Origin of the sequence: Bacteroides sp. OF03-11BH, from assembly GCF_003604005.1 — a bacterium.
In the GTDB taxonomy this organism is placed as follows: Bacteria; Bacteroidota; Bacteroidia; order Bacteroidales; family Bacteroidaceae; genus Bacteroides; species Bacteroides ovatus.
This window is the reverse complement of the sequence record NZ_QTMW01000003.1, coordinates 161,881-182,744: the sequence shown is the minus strand read 5'-3', so window position 1 is coordinate 182,744 and position 20,864 is coordinate 161,881. Positions and strand designations below refer to the sequence as shown.

At 39.6% G+C, this 20,864-nt stretch carries 15 protein-coding genes; 5 read left to right on the top strand and 10 right to left on the bottom strand.

Annotated elements, in window-relative coordinates:
- Positions 1-141: 141 nt before the first annotated feature.
- The 7 genes from DXA54_RS03555 to aroQ form a co-directional block, all read right to left on the bottom strand.
- Positions 142-1,260: a FecR family protein gene (locus DXA54_RS03555; protein ID WP_008646537.1), complete on the bottom strand. Its 1,119-nt coding sequence runs from the start codon at positions 1,258-1,260 to the stop codon at positions 142-144.
- A gap of 161 nt (positions 1,261-1,421) precedes the next feature.
- Positions 1,422-1,973 carry an RNA polymerase sigma factor gene (locus DXA54_RS03550; protein WP_004311175.1) on the bottom strand — a complete coding sequence of 184 codons (552 nt, stop codon included), beginning with the start codon at positions 1,971-1,973 and terminating at the stop codon, positions 1,422-1,424.
- An 868-nt stretch (positions 1,974-2,841) separates the two neighbouring features.
- Positions 2,842-4,068: an FtsX-like permease family protein gene (locus tag DXA54_RS03540; RefSeq protein ID WP_004311174.1), complete on the bottom strand. Its 1,227-nt coding sequence runs from the start codon at positions 4,066-4,068 to the stop codon at positions 2,842-2,844.
- Positions 4,069-4,085: 17 nt separating this feature from the next.
- On the bottom strand, positions 4,086-4,418 hold the full coding sequence (gene rbfA, locus DXA54_RS03535) for a 30S ribosome-binding factor RbfA (RefSeq protein ID WP_004296522.1): 333 nt from the start codon (positions 4,416-4,418) through the stop codon (positions 4,086-4,088).
- 15 nt (positions 4,419-4,433) lie between these two features.
- A complete protein-coding gene (locus DXA54_RS03530) occupies positions 4,434-5,090 on the bottom strand; it encodes an O-methyltransferase (protein WP_004311173.1) in 657 nt (218 codons plus the stop codon).
- 20 nt (positions 5,091-5,110) lie between these two features.
- Positions 5,111-6,568, bottom strand: coding sequence for a pyruvate kinase (gene pyk / locus DXA54_RS03525; protein ID WP_004311172.1), 1,458 nt, complete (start codon positions 6,566-6,568; stop codon positions 5,111-5,113).
- A 36-nt stretch (positions 6,569-6,604) separates the two neighbouring features.
- Positions 6,605-7,024 (bottom strand): type II 3-dehydroquinate dehydratase, encoded by a 420-nt coding sequence (gene aroQ, locus DXA54_RS03520; RefSeq protein WP_004311171.1) that lies wholly within the window; start codon positions 7,022-7,024, stop codon positions 6,605-6,607.
- A gap of 62 nt (positions 7,025-7,086) precedes the next feature.
- Between aroQ and xerD the strand changes: the two genes are divergently transcribed.
- The 5 genes from xerD (at position 7,087) to DXA54_RS03495 (ending at position 14,262) form a co-directional block, all read left to right on the top strand.
- Complete coding sequence (gene xerD / locus DXA54_RS03515) at positions 7,087-8,046, top strand: site-specific tyrosine recombinase XerD (protein ID WP_008646540.1); 960 nt, start codon at positions 7,087-7,089, stop codon at positions 8,044-8,046.
- Between the two features lie 135 nt (positions 8,047-8,181).
- Positions 8,182-9,876, top strand: a complete 1,695-nt coding sequence (locus DXA54_RS03510; protein ID WP_008642433.1) for a tetratricopeptide repeat protein — start codon at positions 8,182-8,184, stop codon at positions 9,874-9,876.
- 112 nt (positions 9,877-9,988) lie between these two features.
- Complete coding sequence (locus tag DXA54_RS03505; RefSeq protein ID WP_004296528.1) at positions 9,989-11,059, top strand: TlpA disulfide reductase family protein; 1,071 nt, start codon at positions 9,989-9,991, stop codon at positions 11,057-11,059.
- Positions 11,060-11,072: 13 nt separating this feature from the next.
- Positions 11,073-12,611: a YifB family Mg chelatase-like AAA ATPase gene (locus DXA54_RS03500; RefSeq protein WP_118218590.1), complete on the top strand. Its 1,539-nt coding sequence runs from the start codon at positions 11,073-11,075 to the stop codon at positions 12,609-12,611.
- 97 nt (positions 12,612-12,708) lie between these two features.
- Positions 12,709-14,262 (top strand): sensor histidine kinase, encoded by a 1,554-nt coding sequence (locus tag DXA54_RS03495; RefSeq protein WP_032852407.1) that lies wholly within the window; start codon positions 12,709-12,711, stop codon positions 14,260-14,262.
- A gap of 515 nt (positions 14,263-14,777) precedes the next feature.
- On the opposite strand, the gene DXA54_RS03490 is transcribed toward DXA54_RS03495, so the two are convergent.
- The 3 genes from DXA54_RS03490 to DXA54_RS03480 are packed head-to-tail and all read right to left on the bottom strand — an operon-like array spanning position 14,778 to position 20,861.
- Complete coding sequence (locus DXA54_RS03490) at positions 14,778-15,764, bottom strand: DUF4973 domain-containing protein (protein ID WP_004311164.1); 987 nt, start codon at positions 15,762-15,764, stop codon at positions 14,778-14,780.
- 19 nt (positions 15,765-15,783) lie between these two features.
- Entirely contained in the window at positions 15,784-17,796 is a 2,013-nt protein-coding gene (locus DXA54_RS03485; RefSeq protein ID WP_004311163.1) for a RagB/SusD family nutrient uptake outer membrane protein, read from the bottom strand.
- A gap of 8 nt (positions 17,797-17,804) precedes the next feature.
- The gene (locus tag DXA54_RS03480) at positions 17,805-20,861 is read right to left on the bottom strand and encodes a SusC/RagA family TonB-linked outer membrane protein (RefSeq protein WP_004311162.1); all 3,057 of its coding nucleotides are present in this window, start codon (positions 20,859-20,861) and stop codon (positions 17,805-17,807) included.
- Positions 20,862-20,864 lie beyond the last annotated feature (3 nt).

The following is a 20,864-nucleotide window of genomic DNA, read 5'->3' as shown; positions in this document are numbered from 1 at the left end:
CAATTTTGGATTTATTGATTTAACGAAGGAATTAATATCGGGTAAATACGCCAATATTTATCCGATTTTTTTGTGTATCATGAATAGTATTATCTGTTTCTCATAGGCTATATTGGTTTTATAAGATTAATTAAATTGTCATTATTTACTCAAGTATATACTAGTATCACTTTTTTCTACTTCAATAGGGATTGTCTGCCGGATACATTCAATCACCTCATCAATATCATCTTTCAAATCCAGTTTTCCATAAACCTTTTCTTTACCTACCATCGGATCGCATTGAATAGGAATGCCATAATAAATACTCAACTTCTGAATGATATGAGATAAATCATTACCATTTAACAACATGACACCATCCACCCAGCTAATATATTCGGCTACGTCCACTTGCTTCTGATAGGCAATTGCGCCATTGGCTATATTCAGCAAATCACTAGGTACCAGTTGCGCTTTTCTCTCATTCCTATCGGTCACCTCAACAGAACCTTCCACCAATACAATATTAGTTGCCCCCCCCTTGTAGTTTGAAATATTAAACTTCGTACCTAATACCCGTAATTTGAAATCTTCAGATTCTACAATGAAAGGGTGTTGCTTATCATGAGCAACTTCCAGAAACACCTCTCCCTGGGCATATATTTTACGAATATCTCCATTAAAACGACAAGGATAAATCACTTTTGATTGAGAGTTGACAACCAATCGGGTTCCGTCAGACAGTTCAACCCGCACTCTTTTCCCTGCAGGAACAAGTAACTGGTTATATTCCGGTTCGGCCTTTACTTTCTTTTCCTCTTTTTCTCTTATTACTTTAGAATTAACAGTAACCTTTCCTTCTTTTGAATAGGTAACAAAAGCATCCTCATCCAAATTGAGCTGTTCTTTAGCAGTGATAAGAGTCACTTCTTCAACAGACTGGCTGTCCATCTGTTCGGCAATAGCCTGAAAATCTAAATTAGTGTTTTCACTATGAGTTAAGAAGTGGATGGTTGAAATACAAATTAAAATAGAAGCTGCGACAGAAGCAGAAGCTACTAAGAAATAATTTCTTCGACGCCTCATTACATCTCTCCGGATCTTTTGTTTGGTTCGCTCTATTATAGAAGAAGCATCAATCTTTTCATGCCCGCATTTTTCCCAAAAGAATTTCAGTTTCCCGCCTTCAGGTATAGTAGTAAAATCATCCTCAAGCTTTTCTTGAGAATTCAGTTTACCAAATAAATCAGCAAGGCAATGGTATCCTTTTAAGTCCATAATCTTCTTTAATGTTGTTTTATAAATAAAGACGCAACATTAAAAAAAATCTCCTAGTTAAAAATGAACTTTTTTTATTTTTCTCGAAAAGTAAAAATAGCAAGAAGCTCTTTTAAACAATTAAGCCATTAAAATACAGACAATTAACAGTATACCTTCTATCATTTCTTACGCAAAACCAGATTCAGATTTTTAGCAATTTCTTCTAAAGCAAAAGCAATATGATTATTGATAGTCTTCACAGATATATTTAATATGTCTGCAATCTCTTTATAAGGTAACCCTTCTATCTTCGCCAAGAAAAAGACATGTTTACATTTAGGTGGTAGCTGTTGGATAGCATTGTTTATTTTCTCCATCTCCTCTTTACTAATCATCGCCTCGTCAGGTGACTGGATAGGAGCAAATATAAAATCCCCTATACCGTCAAGCGATAATTCAGTTTTTCCCGTTTCCTTCCTCAAATAAGAAATAGCTTTCCGATAAGTAATCGTCTGTATCCAGGCATTCATATTTTCTATACCACCCAAGGTTTTTCTGTTTTTCCAAACCTCATAGAAAACATCACTTACAACCTCTTCAGCCGGTTCCTTTTGACCAATCAAAGCAAAAACATAATGATATAGACGTGAAGAATAACGTTCCATAAAACGGCAAAAAGCCGCTTCATCACTGTTTATAATTCTGTCTATGTCATTACTTTCAGGTTTCACGGAAGTGTTTTACAGATTATTTCTAATTAACAAAATTGTGCCAAATATAGTAGTATATTAGCAATTATAAAAATAAAAAACCACAAAAACGAATTAAAAGTTATCAATTACGAAAGATTAAAAAGTAACTTGGTAGGACGTGCCATCAGAGACAGATTCTTTTACGCCTCACGCAATAAGTTTTCAAACATGGGGTTCACCTTTCACCTTTTCGTCGAAACCCTTTATTCATCGATGGTAGCGGGTGAAGGCTCTTCTTTTCACCGAATTTTTCTCTCTGAATGCTGTATCGTCCTTACTCTAGTGGTTCTTTTTCAATTTAGTTGACTAGTCATTGTAACCCACTACTTCATCTCCAATCTATTAATAGATAAGTTCTGTTTCATTAGGAGTAAAGTTACTTTCGTCTAATAGTAAAGTTATTTCCGATAGTACGGAAACTATAAACGCAAATTCTGATCATATAAATGCAAGCTTTGTTTTTATAAACGCAAGTTTCATTTATAAAAACAAAACTTGCATTTATAGTTTGCATCCATTGAAAAACAACTTTACTCCTAGACCAAAAGAAGTTTGCATAGGAGCAAAAGCAACTTATCCAGTAATAGACTACATGTAAGCTATTACTAAATTACATAAAAGAATGACTCAATCATCATTCATGCATTTGCATCCGGTACAATTCATTTTTCTAATTAAATACGAGGTGAAGGAGTGCCCCTTCACCCGCTATCGCTGATGAATAAAGGATTTCGAAGAAAAGGTGAAGAGTGAAGGGTATGTTCTCAACATTTCCTGTATGGTCACTTAAAGTGATGCTTTTAGCAATCAGAAAGCATCGGGACTTTTGAAAGACCCAAATATTGATTTATAAAAGCCTCTTACTTAAATAACGTACAGGATACCACACAGAAAGGAATCCGACTGCCAAAACGGTGATAAAAATAAGTACCACATCCCAAGCATGAACGCTGACAGGATAGGCGTCTACAACAAAAGTACCACCACCGCCTCCCAATGAAATTATACCAAATTTCTGTTGGATAAAACATAGGATTAAGCCCAGGGCAATACCGGAGATAGCGCCAAAAAGAGAAATGAGACGTCCTTCAAAGAGGAATATTCGGGAGATGAGTTTATCACTAGCTCCAAGACTCCGCAAAGTTACTACATCATCCTTCTTATCCAAGATCAACATAGAAAGAGAGCCTATCACATTAAAACAGGCTATCATTAAAATAAAAGTGAGGAACAAATAAGAGATTAGTTTCTCTATCTCCATAATACGGAAAACATCTGCCTGTTGCTGATAACGATTCTGAACAACAAAATCATCACCTAGTATGTTTTCTATTTTAGATTGTACCGATGAAGTATTTACATTAGGTTTCAATTTCAATTCCATCGCAGAGACTTCTGTTGTATAATCCAGAAGCTGACGAAGAAAATCGAGAGAAGTCAGAATATATTTTCCATCATATTCTTGCTGATTCACCACAAATACGACACCTGGAGAATACAGATAATCACGGTTAAAAGAAGCGCCGGGATTTGCCATGTTCACTTTGACATTTCGCTTGGGAAGATATACCTGAAGAGGATCGACAAACTCCAAACCAGTTCCCAAGGTCGCAACCAATTCCACTCCCATGACGCCATAATTCACGATCGAATCATGAAGAACGAATTCTCCCGCGCCATAAAGTATGCTGTCTATGGCCGTCAACTCTTCAAAATTATCTTCCACCCCTTTTAGTACAACCATAGCCTGACGGTCCTTGTATTGCACCATTGCATTCTCTTCGAGCGTCTCTGTAAACACCTCCACTTCAGGAAGCGCACAAACGGCACGAATCCGTTCATCTTGTGCATCAAAAACCTTTCCTTCACGGACCGTAATTTTCAACTGCGGATCAAAAGCCGTAAAAAAGCTGGCCACCATATCCTGAAAACCATTAAAAACAGAAAGAGTGCAAACCAAAGCAAGCGTAGCAAGAGCCACCCCACATACGGAAATGCCGGATATGATATTAATAGCATTATGCTTTTTCTTTGAAAAAAGATAACGCCTGGCTATATAAAAAGGGAAGTTCACCTCTGCAATGAGTTATTTCACTTCAGCAATGAATCTATTTTCTCAATATAATCCAATGAATCATCCACGAAGAATTTCAGTTCAGGAATGATACGTAGCTGGTGACGTACACGAGTCCCAAGCTCATAACGAATGGATTTCATATTGTTATTGATATTCTTCACCATCTCTTCTGCTTTCTCTGAAGGGAAAACACTGAGGTAGACACGGGCAATACTCATATCAGGACTAATGCGAACTGCGCTAACAGAGACCAATGTACCCGGCATGGACTTTGTTTGAAGCAGGAATATCTCACTTAGCTCTTTCTGCAACAGGCGAGATATCTTATTCTGTCTGGTTGTTTCCATAAGTTATTTACTGTTTTACGATTTACTACTTACTATTTTCTTCCTTATGATCGTTAATCCGTCACGCAAAGGAAGTATTACTTTTTCCACTCGCACATCTTGTGCTACCAAATCATTAAAGGCTTTAATACCAATTGTTTGAGCGTCCGTATTACGAGGCTGTTCAAGCACATGTCCGTCCCACAAAGTATTATCAGCAATGATATATCCGCCTTCGGAAAGATACGCCAATGTCATCTCGTAGTATTCAATATACTTACGTTTATCGCCATCAATAAAAGCCATATCAAAAGTAACACCTAAACGCGGAACAAGTTCTAAAGCATCACCTATATAAAAACGAATTTTATCGGCAAACGGTGATTTCTCCAACCATGGACGGGTAAAGTCCTCTTGTTCATCATTGATCTCAAACGTATGCAACAGTCCACCTTCCGGCAGACCTTCCGCCAAACAAAGGGCAGAATAGCCGCTATACGTTCCGATTTCCAATATCTGACGAGGCTGAATCATTTCTACAAACATCTTCAGCATCCGTCCCTGCAAATGCCCGGAAGCCATACGAGGACGAAGGAGCTTTACATGCGTATCCCGATAGAGCGATTTCAAGTAATCGCTCTCGGGATCAATATGCTGCAAAATATATTCGTCTATCGATTCGGTTTCCTGCATAAAACTTACCTCTTTAAAAATTAAAGATAACGGTTGTTGTTAGGTAATACAGTCTCCTCTGCATGCTTCAAAGCATCTTCCACTACATTAATTTCGAGGAATGAGGTCTTTGTTCCTGCCTTACCACTACTCAAATATCCTACCATATCGGAAGGCTGCAAACGGCCTTCTTTCAACAGACGGCGCAATGCCGCAAAGTAATATTGCTGTCCGTTAGCCAATTCCGGCATATAGATAGCTTCCACACCATAAGACAAAGCCAAATGACGCATTGTCTTTTCTTTATAGCAGATAGCCAGCACTGGATACTTTCCACGGAAAGCAGCCAGGTTACGAGCAGTGCGTCCGCTATAACTATCAGTGATAATAGCACGTATTTTTAGCTTAGAAGTAGCTTTTACTGCTTGTTTAGCAAGGAACGCCGTAACATCATTACTATTCTCATCTAACGGAATACGGATATCATTTTCTTCCAGTTTATCTTTTTCTGCCTGAGCCGCAACTTTAGTCATTGTTTTCACCGCTTCTACCGGATACTTACCATAAGCGGTTTCTCCGCTCAACATCAAAGCATCTGTACGATAGTAGATTGCATTGGCAATATCAGTCACTTCCGCACGAGTCGGACGAGGATTATTTATCATTGTATGGAGCATTTGAGTAGCAACGATTACCGGCTTCTTTGCCAGAATACACTTGCGAATCAATACACGCTGGATTCCCGGAATACGTTCTTGAGGCACTTCGATACCCAAGTCACCACGGGCAACCATTACGCCATCTGCCACTTCCAGAATTTCATCGATATTATCCACCCCTTCCTGATTCTCAATCTTAGCAATAATCTTAATATCACTATTATGTGCATCCAGAATTTCACGTATGTCAAGTACATCCTGACGGTTGCGCACGAAAGAGTGAGCGATAAAATCAATATCCTTTTCGATAGCATAAAGAATATTGTTACGGTCTTTTTCCGTTAATGAAGGAAGATTGATGCGAACACCCGGGACATTTACGCTTTTACGGCTTCCCAAAGTAGCATCGTTCTTAACTTCACACAGCAAATAACCATCCGTCTTATCAATAACTTCCAGTTCCAGATCGCCATCATCAATCAGAATCGTACCACCGATATTCAGGTCAGACACAAAGTTCGGATATGAAACAGCAATACATTCACGAGTTGTTTCCAAATCCGGATTACCTACAATCTTTACTTTCTCTCCTATTTTATATGGAATCGGCTCTGCATTAGCCGTCGTACGAACTTCCGGACCTTTTGTATCCATCAAAATCGCAATACGGTTGGACACAGCACGTACATTTGCAATCAAAGCTTCAAAACCTTCACGGCTAGCATGCGCTGTATTCATACGCACTACATTCATCCCAGCTTCAAACAACTGTTTTATAAAATCCACATCACAACGTCTATCCGAGATGGAAGCCACAATCTTAGTCTGTTTCAATAACATAGTCTTTCTACCTATTATATATTATTACCTTATTTATTATCTATCCAATAAAGCCTCCAAAGCCAAACGGTACGAATTTAGCCCAAAGCCACAAATCACTCCTTTACAAGCACAAGCAATCATCGATACGTGCCGGAAAGACTCGCGACTATGCACATTGGAAATATGCACCTCAATCACCGGAGATGTCACAGAACGAATAGCATCCTGCAAAGCTATGGAAGTATGTGTATACGCACCTGCATTCAAGATTATACCATCCACATCAAATCCCACCTGCTGTATGCAGTCTATCATTTCTCCCTCGATGTTCGATTGAAAATAGTCGATCTCCACGTCAACGTATCTTTTGCGAAGATCAGCCAAGTAATCTTCAAATGTAACGCTTCCGTAAATGGAAGGTTCACGCTTACCCAACAGATTAATATTCGGGCCATTAATAATTTGTATCTTCATCGCGCAATCCTGTTTTTTTATACCTTTGTATCTGAAAGAATGTGCAAAGGTAGAAAAAAGAAATGGAAATCAACGAAAAAAAGCATAAGAAGGAACAACAAGAGCTGATAATCAGGAAGTATCAGCAGTATCTCAAACTGGAAAAGTCCTTATCTCTTAATACGCTGGATGCCTATCTGACGGATCTGGACAAACTGATGAGCTTTCTGACATTGGAAGGGATTAACGTATTGGACGTATGCCTGTCCGATCTTCAACGTTTTGCGGCCGGATTACATGACATCGGTATTCATCCCCGTTCACAAGCCCGCATCTTATCAGGAATCAAATCATTTTTCCGTTTTCTCATCCTCGAAAACTATCTGGAAGCAGACCCCAGTGAACTATTAGAAGGCCCTAAAATAGGTTTCAAACTTCCTGAAGTACTGACTGTGGAGGAAATTGACCGGATTATCTCCGCCGTCGACCGCAGCAAAGCTGAAGGACAGCGAAACAGAGCTATTTTAGAAACACTATACAGCTGCGGACTTCGGGTATCAGAACTTATCACCCTTAAACTATCCGACCTCTATTTTGATGAAGGCTTTATCAAAGTAGAAGGAAAAGGAAGCAAACAACGACTCGTACCAATCTCCCCCCGGGCTATTAATGAAATAAAACTTTACATACCAGACCGTAACCAAATTGAAGTAAAAAAAGGGCATGAGGATTTCGTTTTCGTCAGCCAACGGAGAGGCAAAGGCCTTTCCCGGATTATGATCTTTCACATGATAAAAGAATTAGCGGAAAAAGCAGGCATTACCAAAAACATCAGTCCGCACACTTTCCGGCATTCCTTCGCCACTCATTTACTGGAAGGTGGAGCCAATTTGCGAGCCATTCAATGCATGCTCGGACATGAATCTATTGCGACAACGGAAATCTATACACACATTGACCGCAACATGCTTCGTAGTGAGATTATTGAGCATCACCCGCGAAATATCAAGTACCGGAAAGAAAAAGAGGAGTTGTTTCATTAAATTATGATAAAATCGCCCCCTTATCTATATAATTATATTAAGAATTAATATCTTTGCGTTACTTTTTCTGTGTGAGCAGAAGGAGGTTGGCAAATAGACGATATTTCAATTACAAACATTTAATTTATACCTAAAATGACTAAGAAGTTGTACTTGCCTTTACTCATGGCAATGGTTGTTGCATTATTCTCTTCTTGCAGCAAAAAAATGGGTGAATTATCAGCTGATTACTTCACTGTTACTCCGCAAGTGCTGGAGGCAGTAGGTGGTAAAGTTCCTGCGACCATCAATGGTAAATTTCCTGAAAAGTATTTCAACAAGAAAGCGGTTGTAGAAGTTACTCCGGTTTTGAAATGGAATGGCGGCGAAGCTAAAGGCCAACCAGCTACTTTCCAAGGTGAAAAAGTGGAAGGTAACGACCAGACTATCTCTTACAAGATGGGCGGTAGCTACACTATGAAAACTTCTTTTGACTATGTTCCGGAAATGGCTAAGTCTGAATTGTACCTGGAATTCAAAGCTACTATCGGTAAGAAAGTAGTTACTATTCCTGCTGTGAAAATTGCTGATGGTGTAATCTCTACTTCTGAATTAGTAAACAATACATTAGGTAACGCCAACCCTGCATTGGGCGAAGACGCTTTCCAACGTATTATCAAAGAAAAACACGATGCTAACATCATGTTCTTGATCCAACAAGCTAACATTCGTTCCAGCGAGTTGAAGACTGCTAAAGAATTCAACAAAGAAGTAGCTAACGTAAACGAAGCTGCTAACAAGAAGATCAGCAACATCGAAGTTTCTGCATACGCTTCTCCTGATGGTGGTGTAAGCTTGAATACTACTCTTGCTGAAAACCGCGAAAACAACACAACCAAGCTGTTGAGCAAAGACCTGAAGAAAGCAAAAATCGACGCTCCGATCGATGCTAAATATACTGCACAGGACTGGGAAGGTTTCCAAGAACTGGTTTCTAAATCTAACATCCAAGACAAAGAGTTGATCCTCCGCGTTATTGCAATGTATCAAGACCCTGCTCAAAGAGAAAGCGAAATCAAAAACATCTCTGCTGTATACAAAGAATTGGCTAACACTATTCTTCCTCAGTTGCGTCGTTCTCGTTTGACTTTGAACTATGAAATCATCGGTAAGTCTGACGAAGAAATCACTAAACTGGCTTCTTCTAATCCTTCTGAACTGAATGTAGAAGAATTGCTGTATGCTGCTACACTGACTAGCGATCCTGCTAAACAAGAAGCTATCTATACTCAAGCTACCAAACAATTCCCGAACGATTACCGTGGTTACAACAACTTGGGTAAATTAGCTTACCAGGCTGGTAACATTGACAAAGCTGAATCTTACTTCAAGAAAGCTGCCAGTGTTAATGCTACTCCTGAAGTTAACATGAACTTAGGTTTGGTTTCTTTGATGAAGGGTGACAAAACTGCTGCAGAAGCATACTTCGGTAAAGCTGCCGGAACAAAAGAACTTGGCGAATCTATGGGTAACCTGTACATCGCTCAAGGTCAATATGAAAGAGCAGTTAACTCATTCGGTGACTCTAAGACTAACAGTGCTGCTTTGGCTCAAATCCTTGCTAAGGACTACAACAAAGCTAAAAACACATTGGCTAACGTAACAAGACCGGATGCTTACACTGACTACCTGATGGCAGTTTTAGGTGCTAGAACTAACAATTCTTCTATGGTAACAAGCAGCTTAAAGAGCGCAGTTGCTAAAGATTCGTCATTAGCTAAGAAAGCAGCTACTGACTTGGAATTTGCAAAATACTTCACAAATGCAGATTTCATGAACATCATTAAATAAGAGAATTACCACTCTATTTTAAATATTAAGAATTGCCTGTCATTATAAATGACGGGCAATTCTTTTTTTTTATCTGTAAAAACCGTACTTTCGCAGAAAAGAAATCAAAGCAATGAAAAAGAGTAGCATTTTAATCCTCATAATCATTTGTCTATGCAGTTGTGGTAAATCTTCAAAGAAGGTTAGCATAACCGGGGAAATCAAAGGCCTGGGCACAGATACGCTTTATCTGTATGGAATGGACGAATCATTCGACCGGATAGATACCATTTTCGCGAAGAACGATAAATTCTCTTATACAGCTTCAATAGACACCATTACTTCTGCCTTTTTACTTATTGACAATCAGACAGAATATCCAATCTTCCTTGACAAAGGAAATCAGATCAAAATAAAAGGAGATATCAATCACCCGGAATATCTGGATATCAATGGTAATATATATAATGAAGAGTTTACAAACTTTCAGAAAGAACTAAATAGCCTGCCTACCCCATCCGAGAAAGATTTAGAGCAAAAAGCAGAAGAATTCATCATGAAGCATCATTCTTCTTTTGTCAGCCTCTACTTGTTGGATAAATACTTTGTTCAGAAAGATTCGCCCGATTTCAACAAAATAAAGAAGCTAATTGAAGTCATGACAGGAATATTGCAAGACAAGCTGTATATTGAACAGCTCAACGAAGCCATCTCACTGTCAGAGAAAACAGAAACAGGCAAATATGCTCCCTTCTTCAGTCTATCTAACATAAAAGGAGAGAAAATTACCCGGTCATCAGAAGATTTCAAGAAAAAGAACTTGTTAATCAACTTTTGGGCTTCATGGGGAGATAGCATTTCCAATCACCAAAGCAATACCGAGTTAAAAGAGATCTATCAGAAATATAAGAAGAACAAACATATAGCCATGCTCGGTATCTCCCTTGATATGGATAAACAAGAATGGCAGGATGCTATAAAACGTGATACGCTCAATTGGGAGCAAGTCTGTGATTTTGGCGGACTAAATTCCGAAGTAGCCAAACAATACGCCATCAAGCAAGTTCCCAGCAACATTCTTCTGTCGGCAGACGGTAAGATTCTCGCGAAAAACCTCAAAGGAGAACAATTGAAGAAGAAAATTGAGGAAGTAGTCACTGCTGCTGAAGAAAAGGAAAAACAAGACAATAAGAAGAAAAAATAATCAATAATCAAACGTGTTAATTAAAGTATTCGGAGCGGCTGTTCAAGGGATTGATGCAACACTCATCACAATCGAAGTTAACAGCTCGCGCGGCTGTATGTTCTATCTCGTCGGCCTTCCGGATTCTGCGGTCAAAGAAAGCCATCAACGTATTATCTCCGCACTGCTGGTGAATGGTTATAAAATGCCCACTAGCAATATAGTAGTCAATATGGCACCAGCCGACATCCGTAAAGAGGGTTCAGCTTATGACTTGCCTCTTGCCATCGGGTTGTTAGGAGCTAATGAAACAATCTCTTCCGAGAAGTTTTCCCGCTATTTGTTAATGGGCGAACTAAGCCTGGACGGAAGTATACAACCTATCAAAGGTGCGCTTCCCATTGCTATTAAAGCGCGCGAAGATGGTTTCGAAGGACTAATCATCCCCCAACAAAACGCACGGGAAGCTGCCGTTGTCAATCAATTAAAAGTATACGGAGTCAGTAATATCAAGGAGGTCGTCGAATTCTTCAATAATGAACGCGAATTAGAGCCGACTGTTGTTAATACACGGGAAGAATTCTATCAACAACAGACGAACTGCGACTTGGATTTTGCAGACGTTAAAGGGCAAGAGAATGTAAAAAGGGCACTAGAAGTTGCAGCAGCCGGAGGGCATAATTTAATAATGGTAGGTGCTCCGGGTAGCGGTAAATCGATGATGGCCAAACGCCTTCCTTCCATTCTTCCTCCTCTTTCACTGGGTGAAAGTCTGGAAACCACCAAGATACATTCAGTTGCCGGACAACTAAAACGCGGATCCTCATTGATTTCCCAACGCCCATTCCGCGACCCTCACCACACAATTTCCCAAGTGGCGATGGTTGGTGGAGGTAGTTTTCCACAACCCGGAGAAATCAGTCTGGCGCATAATGGGGTACTTTTTTTAGATGAATTGCCGGAATTCAACCGAGGAGTGCTGGAAGTGTTGCGTCAACCATTGGAAGACCGCCAGATCACTATTTCCCGCATCAAAAGTACTATCAGCTATCCGGCCAATCTGATGCTGATTGCATCCATGAACCCATGCCCCTGTGGATATTACAACCATCCGACAAAAGCATGCGTATGCAGCCCCGGACAGGTTCAAAAGTACTTGAATAAGATATCCGGTCCATTATTAGATCGCATCGACATTCAGATAGAGATTGTACCTGTACCCTTTGATAAGATTTCCGATCAAAGACAGGGAGAATCGAGCAATATCATCAGACAGCGAGTGATAAAAGCCCGTCAAATGCAGGAAAGACGCTACACCGAATATACCGGAATTTATTGCAATGCACAAATGAACAGCAAACTGCTTGCAATGTACGCTCAACCGGATGCCAAAGGACTTGCATTACTGAAAAATGCAATGGAACGACTCAATTTATCTGCCCGAGCCTACGACCGGATTTTAAAAGTTGCCCGTACAATCGCCGATTTGGAAGGAGCAGAACAAATACTCCCCAATCATTTGGCAGAGGCTATCAGTTATCGGAATCTCGACAGAGAGAACTGGGCTGGATAATAACAATGAATATAAACATAAGAGAATTATTTCATCGATAACACTATCTTTTTTCATATATTTGTTTTACATTTGTGACAAACAAATATGCAATCATATGAAAACATCAATAACAAGTCTTTTAATGATATTTTGTTTGAGCATATTGGCTTATGCGCAAACTCCCCAGGACAGAGCCACAGAACTAAAAAAACAAGCGCAAAGCAGTCTCAATCAAAAAGATTACATCAAAGCGCGTTACTTATTCAAAAAAGCATACGAAGCATTTGCAACCCGCGGAAACTATCCACAGGCGATAGAATGTGGTGTTCAGGCCAATGCTTTATACGTCAGAGAGAACTTTTACAAAGAAGGATTCGAACTTTGTCGTGACATGGACCAACTTATATGGACCGGAGAGCAAAATCAGAAGAAAGTCTTTTATGACCTCCGCTTCCTCGTAAACAAGGAGCGGTTGCAGATGTACACGGCACTTAAAAATCCAGCCCAAGCAAAAACACAGCTGAATAAATTGGAAGAAACCGCTAACCTTGCCAAGAATGACTCACTGACAGAGGTTTTACTGTATACAAAAGCCAACTATTACTATACATTTAACCAAAACACGCAAGGTGATGCCTGTTTCCGCAAACTGATTAATCAATATAAGGAAAAGAAAGACTATGCCAAAGTGAATGATTGCTACAAGAACCTTATCGGAATTGCCCGTAAAGCCAATAATGCCCCTTTAATGGAACGCACCTATGAAAGTTACATCGTTTGGACAGACTCCGTGAAAGCTCTGACAGCTCAAGACGAACTGAATGTACTGAAAAGGAAATATGACGAAAGCCAACTGACTATACAAGAAAAAGACGACACACTATCAGCCAAACAATACATCATTATAGGTCTGTGTGTTCTTGTAGTCATCCTCGTTGCCGGACTGGCAATACTGGCCGCCATATTACTGAAATTTATAGCCGGCAACCGCAAATTAAAGAAAAGTGTGAAGATTGCCAATGAACATAATGAATTAAAAACCAAATTCATTCAGAACATATCCTCACAGATGGAACCGACTTTGAATACGTTGGCTACCTCTGCGAATGAACTTTTACAGAAAGCCCCTCAAGAAGCGAGCCAAATGCAGAGCCAAGTCGCTGCTCTGAAGAAATTCAGCGATGATATCCAGGAACTGTCTTCATTAGAGAATTCATTAACCGAACTCTATGAATTGGGTGAAATCAACGTAGGTACTTTCTGCGAAAATGTAATGGATAAGGTTAAGGAGCATATAAAAATAGATGTTACTCCTTCAGTCAACGCTCCCAAACTTCAGGTAAAGACAAACAAGGAGCAACTGGAACGTATCCTTCTCTATTTACTGAAAAATGCAGCCTACTACACCGAACAAGGACGTATCAGCCTTGAGTTCAAGAAACGTGGTGCACATACTCATCAATTTATCGTGACGGATACGGGAATCGGTATTCCGGCAGAGCAACAGGAAAATATTTTCAAGCCTTTCACGGAAGTGAAAGACCTCACTACAGGAGATGGGCTAGGATTACCAATCTGCTCACTTATCGCCGCAAAAATGAATGGTAGCCTGACGCTAGATACCAGTTATACCAAAGGAACCCGTTTCATACTGGAACTTCACGTCTAAATTTTGCATAAAACGAATAACTTGTATCATTAGATTACTTTCTAATTTGTTTATTATAGTTACCTTTAGCAAAGAGTATTCCAAACGCAAACTTGAAAACATACAAAAATATGAACAATTTCCCATATAAACGGATATCACGTTTTAAATAAACCTTTGAGTAGTTTATTAAGAACAGTATTTGAGTTTATTAAAAACTTTGCAATCGGATTTCCGAGTTCTCAACTCTATCTATTACAACAAAAAGGCTGCAAATTTCATGAAATTTGTAGCCTTTTTGCCTATAGCCGATACACCATTTCTGATACTAATCAGGAAATAAAAAGCATTTGTCAAGAACCTATTGTTTTTTTGCTGAAAAAATAAAGAGAAAACTAACTTATATATAATAAGATAGCCTTCTCTCTATTTATAAACTGACTTTCCGCTTTATTCTACAGAATATCATCTCACGATATTTTGTATCAATAAATATCAGACAATAAGATCTTACTCTTGCGGCATATTTCCCATTTTTACCACTGAATAGCTTGGTCTGTATCAGGAATCAAGCTATTAACTTTTCGTTCCATCAACATACTACCTTCAGCACGACAAGGTACAACGATATCTTTATCTTCATACGTTGTCACATCATCATACGTATATGACATATAAATCGTCGTGAAATGATGTTCCAAATAAGGAGTTACTTCATCTAAAGACATGCTAGTCGTATAAGTAGGCGCATCTCCTATAAGTCGGAAGTTCATGGCATTAGTCGGATCGGCAGGTTCAGCTGTCAGTGTCCCATTTTCGTTAAAAGTCAACACAATCTTATATTTATCTCTATCCTTCAATTCTTCACTAATGACTCCGGCATAGAAGAAGCATTGATTCTCACTCACTACATGCAAGGTACGTGTACTTGAAACCATAGCACTCGTATTATCCATCATATATACAAACATATTGGTGGCCCCATAAGCTCCTGAATAATCATTAAACGGCATCACACGGAGAAGTGCTTTACGATAATTCTTGCGTGGATTCGGATCATACGAGTCACTATCCAAAATCGTCAATGGAAGTACCCATTTATCAACAAGATCCAGTCCGCTAAATTTGAATTTAATATCAAACAAACCTTGACATTCCCCAGCCGGAATATGACAAGTAGGAGAGGCAAACTCATAGTGTTTCTTATCCAGCAATTGAAAATACAAGTCTTCACGTTGTTTCCAGCGAGCTTCATTCAAACCAATCAATGTATCCGGATCCACATCAATAGCAACATCCAGATCTCTTTCATTCATAGTAGAGCCACCTACAATCACCGGTAGCCGATAAGTCACTTCACCGTTCGCTTGATAACGCAAATATACATCAGTCACTCCCTTACTATTGACAGGGGCTTTCAATCCGACATTTTGCACATACACTTCTTCCACCCATTCATTGTTACATGCACCAGTCAGAACAAGCGTTAATAACAATATAAAATATACGATATAATTTTTCATATTTTTCCATTTAATAAGGTTAATCATAATATGTCCATCCCGGGTTCTGAGTCAGACGCAAGTTTCTTCTCAACTGATCATGGGAAATCGGCCAGAAATACATTTTACGGCTAAAAGTAGTCGGCAAGTTCGAATTGATCACTTGAGTATGAAATAAGTCTCTTTCTGTTTTACTCATATATGCATTGCAACCATACATCTGCTGCGACTCCTCATATTCGGCATCCTTCCAACGGCGCAGATCAAAGTAACGACTGTTTTCTGCAAATAACTCTATCTGGCGCTCATGCTTCAAATGCTTGCGGAACTCATCAGCATTCTCATAAACATCTGATCCAAAATCGGGAACTCCTCCACGAATACGAACTCTGGAAATAGCATAACTCATTTCATTCTTATCACGTGAAATATCATAAGACTGAGTTCCATCCCATGAAGGAATCTGATAAGTACTCGCACCTAATTCATTTAATGCCTCTGCATACCATAACAACACGTCAGCATAACGAATACCAATCACAGGCTTTGAGATAACCCCTCCCTCTGTCTTAAAGTTGTCACGAGAACTAACAAATTTCCTGATCCCAATACCAGTAGCCAACCAACGATCACCTGAATTACTCCAGCCACTCTCTTCACCACGATAATACCATATGATTAGATTCCGGTCATACGACTGTACAGCATTAGTACCATTCCATAAGCAACCATTGTATGCTACCGTAGCATAAAAACGTGGTTCACGATGTCCATATTGTTTATTCACACCTTCCACCAATGGTGCCCAATCACCACTAGCTGCTTCCTCGGCACTCACATAATTTTCATCACCCGTCCAGTCTTTCGTCTTATCAAAAGGTTTTCCGGTATTCATCTGATAGGCATCGCATTGCTTACCTGTCATAGCATGACAATTATAACCTCCGAATGCTATTGGCATCTGATGTTGAATCATCGTATTGATATCTCCGTTGTTCTGTCCGGTTGTAAAAATCATCTCTTTGTTTTCCGAAGGAAAAATCACTCCATTAAAAAGTGTCTCGTAAGACTGTAACGGGTCAATATTCCGCCATCCTGCAGGAAAATCCGCATGAGAATATACCGCATGCGTAGGAGGAGCAATCGTTGCCGGATTATCAATTGTACCAGTAGAGTGAGCTGAGACCGTATGTAGCTCATACACACCCTTACGACCAAGTTCTACCACATCACGAGCAGCTGCTGCCGCCTTTGCCCACTTTTCTTCATTGTATTCTTGAGCCATCAGATAGCGTCCTTCATCATCCACCAAATCCGTGAAACGTTCAGTATCGGTTGGACGCGGATTATTGAGAGGGCTGGCAGCATAAAGCAATGCTTTTGCGCGAGTTGCCAAAGCTGCTCCGCGAGTAGGACGTGCCATATTACGTGTATCACGTTTCAATGGTAAGTCTTTCGCTGCAAGCTTCATTTCCTCTGCAATGTAGTTGACACAATCGTCATACGTGCTACGTGGGATATAAAGATCCTCATAAGCAGCATTATAGTCCATCACACCATCATTAGGTATAATTGGTATAGGCCCGTACTTTTGCAACAACTTCCAGTAGAAATAAGCGCGTACAAAACGAGCCTGTGCCTTATAATCAACAATTTCATCCGGAGTCATTTCTTTATTTCTGTCAATATTATGAATAAAAATCGAGGCATGACGGATACCATCATAAGCTTGTGCCCAGGAGTCTTGTTTCCAATTCTCATCATATTCACAATATTTGAATACACGATATTCAAGATTACGGTCGCTATAACACATATCGTCAGAAAAGTTAGTAATACAGTTATCTTTCGAACCAATATCGATGTTACTCCATGTCAGCCAAGCGTATGCAGTCGCCAACCATTGTTCCGACCATTCTTTATTTTCGAATATATTTTCCAAACTCTGGGTATTTTCTCCCAATTTCCCCTCCACGCTCAAATAATCTGAACAAGAGGAAACCATCATTCCCATACTGATAATGGTGGAAAACAATATATGTTTCTTTTTCATATTTCGTATTATATATTAACAGTTAAACCTAAAGTGAGCATTTTAGACAATGGATACTGCTGCCCGTTAGAGCTCCCCATTTCAGGATCCCATAATTTGAACTTAGAGAATGTTAACAGATTTGTCCCGATAAAGAAGATGCGTACATTATTCATCAAGATTGCACGACTGATGTTCTTTGGAAGTGTATAACCCACCTCTACCGTTTTCAGGCGCAGATATGAACCATCACGCAACCAATATGTCGATTCACGGTTATTGTTACTGTTATTCTGCCAGGTCAAACGAGGATATTTGGCATCAGGATTCTCATTCGTGCCAAGACTCCAGTAGTTTCCTACTACATCCGTAAGAATGTTACCCCAGTCACCACCACTAAATGGTCTGACTCCAAAACCATCAATAAAGAAAGAGGATTTACCAGCACCTTGGAAATGTAGATTCACATCGAACCCTTTCCATGTAGCAGACATACCAAAGCCGTAAATCAAATTCGGACGGGTTGTAGAACCAATAGGTACCCTATCACTATCATTAATCACGCCATCACTGTTCACATCTTTATATTTAATATCACCAGGCATTACTGTTCCCCATTCTGTTTGTTGAGGACTGTTACGTATATCATCATAATCCTTAAATAAGCCAAGAGCTATCAGACCTTTCGCTTGATTGACACGATACCCTGTATCACGTATATAAGGATATGCGCTATTTGCCTCGTCAGCAGCCAGAATCTTATTATTACTATAAGTGAAATTACCGCGTACAGTCAGACTGACATTGCCTATATCCTGTTTGAAAGCCACATTTCCATCAAAACCGGTAGAACGTACCTTACCTACATTCGCACTAGGTGTAAGATAACTCAAACCTAAAGTTCCTGGCAAACTTTGACGCTGCATAAAGATTCCATCACGTGTTTCATGAAAATAATCTACAGTACCAGTAAACCTGTCATCCCATAACGAGAAGTCAACACCTATATCATGCTTAGTAGCAATCTCCCATGTCACACCAGAAGAAGATATCTGCTTATAAATCTGTCCATTATCCACATTAGGAGTATTGTAATCTCCCCAATTATAAGGATTTCTACTTTCAAAAAGCTCCAGATAAGGGAAACGAGTTCCAATATTGTCACTACCTACCTTACCATAAGAATAACGAAGCTTAAACATATTCATCCATTTCAGATTCTTCTTAATAATAGGTTCTTCCGCAATATTCCATGCTACTGAGTATGCAGGAAAGAAGCCAAACTGGTTGCCTGGGGCAAAATTTTCTGAACCATTGTAACCAAAGTTGAAATCAACCATATAGCGATATTTCCATCCATAGGTAATACGACCAGCAAGTCCCATGTGTCTATTAGGTAGCCAATCATAGCCGGCTGTACTTTGTGTGTTGACATATTCATCCTGAGTATATTTCAACGTACCGCCCACCGAATGATCACCGAATCGACGATCATATTGCAAAATAGCCTCCAAAAACTGCCTACGGTTACCTGAAGCAGAAGACTCATGAAACATCAGCTGTTTCTCTGCCACTTTTTTGAAAACGATTTCCCCGTTAGAATCTCGCTGACGTTCGGCTTGCCATTGTTCAGGCCACTGCTTATGATTACGATAGTTATTGTTATAAGTATCAAATCCAAAACGTCCGGTAAACTTCAAACCTTTCGTTATAAAATCCAATTTCTGATCCAAAGTCGCATTCGTTTGAATTACGTTCTGCCACTCCTCATAATAACCGGTTTGTGTAGCAATTACCCATGGATTAGTACGTTCACTTGTTCCTGCAGCCGGAATTCTTCCGTTCGAAAAAATCACCGGCATATTAATAGGTGTTTGTCCCATTACGGACTTCCACAATGCATCAGAGCCAAGTCCCGGATCATTCTGAGTAGAAAGCCAGCCTGAAACACCTACCGTCACCATGGTGGTCTTTGTAACATCAAAATCTACATTCATACGATAGTTCCAACGCTGGTAATTGGCATTTGTATTATAATCTTTCAACTTACCGTCTGTCTTATACATACCTCCCTCGCTAACATAGCTTGCTGACACAAAGTAGCGTGCCACAGAACCACCGCCACTTATATCAAGATTAGCACGATAAGTCATTGCACCGTCTCTTAACAATACATCCATCCAGTCTACATTCGGATACAAATCCGGATCCAGTCCTGTCTGAATCAGTCTCAACTCATCTTGGGAATACATCGGCTGTTGAGAACGAGTTGTACGTGATTCGTTCAGCATGGTAGCGTAAGTATAACCATCTACAAAGTCAGGAGTCATGGTACGTGTATTATAAGAAGTTTCCACTTTCGCATTGATATTAATTTTACCAGCCTTACCTCTCTTAGTAGTAATCAACACTACGCCATTTGCACCACGACTACCATAAATTGCTGTAGCTGAAGCATCCTTCAATACAGAGAATGACTCAATATCTTCCACATTGACTTCATTCAGGCTACGTTCGAATCCATCTACTAAAACCAATGCTCCGGAACCTGCCCCAAAAGTAGAGATACCACGAATCCAGAATTCTGACATATTGGCTCCCGGTCTACCGGAAGTCTGCCTTGCTAACACACCAGGAACATTTCCAGCCAATGCATTTGCCAGACTTGAAGTAGGAGATGACTTCAACACATTCACATCTACCGTAGAAACTGCACCTGTCATTGTTATTTTCTTTTGAGCACCTGTACCGGTGATAACCACTTCATCAATCACACTAGCAGAAGATTCTCGCAATGTGACATCAATCTTACTCATATTATCCTTTATCAGGACTTCTTGTGTTTCAAATCCTATATAAGAAAAGATCAGCGTACTGTAAGGAGCTATTTTAATCTTATACTCACCATCAATGTTGGTGATAACTCCCAAACCTGCAACATTCTTTACCGAAATATTGACTCCAGCCAAAGGTATCTTTTCGGCATCTCTGACCATACCGGTTACCTCTATCGTCTGACTCTGGGCATACATATCAATGACGTAACCTGTTGTCAATAATAATATCATAAATAAAAATTTCCTCATAAA

Coding starts and splice junctions, on each gene's coding strand:
- rbfA (WP_004296522.1), bottom strand. CDS start 4,418: ATGGAAACAACCAGACAGAATAAGATATCTCGCCTGTTGCAGAAAGAG.
- DXA54_RS03510 (WP_008642433.1), top strand. CDS start 8,182: ATGACTAAGAAGTTGTACTTGCCTTTACTCATGGCAATGGTTGTTGCA.
- DXA54_RS03490 (WP_004311164.1), bottom strand. CDS start 15,764: ATGAAAAATTATATCGTATATTTTATATTGTTATTAACGCTTGTTCTG.
- aroQ (WP_004311171.1), bottom strand. CDS start 7,024: ATGAAGATACAAATTATTAATGGCCCGAATATTAATCTGTTGGGTAAG.
- pyk (WP_004311172.1), bottom strand. CDS start 6,568: ATGTTATTGAAACAGACTAAGATTGTGGCTTCCATCTCGGATAGACGT.
- DXA54_RS03480 (WP_004311162.1), bottom strand. CDS start 20,861: ATGAGGAAATTTTTATTTATGATATTATTATTGACAACAGGTTACGTC.
- DXA54_RS03495 (WP_032852407.1), top strand. CDS start 12,709: ATGAAAACATCAATAACAAGTCTTTTAATGATATTTTGTTTGAGCATA.
- xerD (WP_008646540.1), top strand. CDS start 7,087: ATGGAAATCAACGAAAAAAAGCATAAGAAGGAACAACAAGAGCTGATA.
- DXA54_RS03505 (WP_004296528.1), top strand. CDS start 9,989: ATGAAAAAGAGTAGCATTTTAATCCTCATAATCATTTGTCTATGCAGT.
- DXA54_RS03555 (WP_008646537.1), bottom strand. CDS start 1,260: ATGGACTTAAAAGGATACCATTGCCTTGCTGATTTATTTGGTAAACTG.
- DXA54_RS03485 (WP_004311163.1), bottom strand. CDS start 17,796: ATGAAAAAGAAACATATATTGTTTTCCACCATTATCAGTATGGGAATG.
- DXA54_RS03530 (WP_004311173.1), bottom strand. CDS start 5,090: ATGCAGGAAACCGAATCGATAGACGAATATATTTTGCAGCATATTGAT.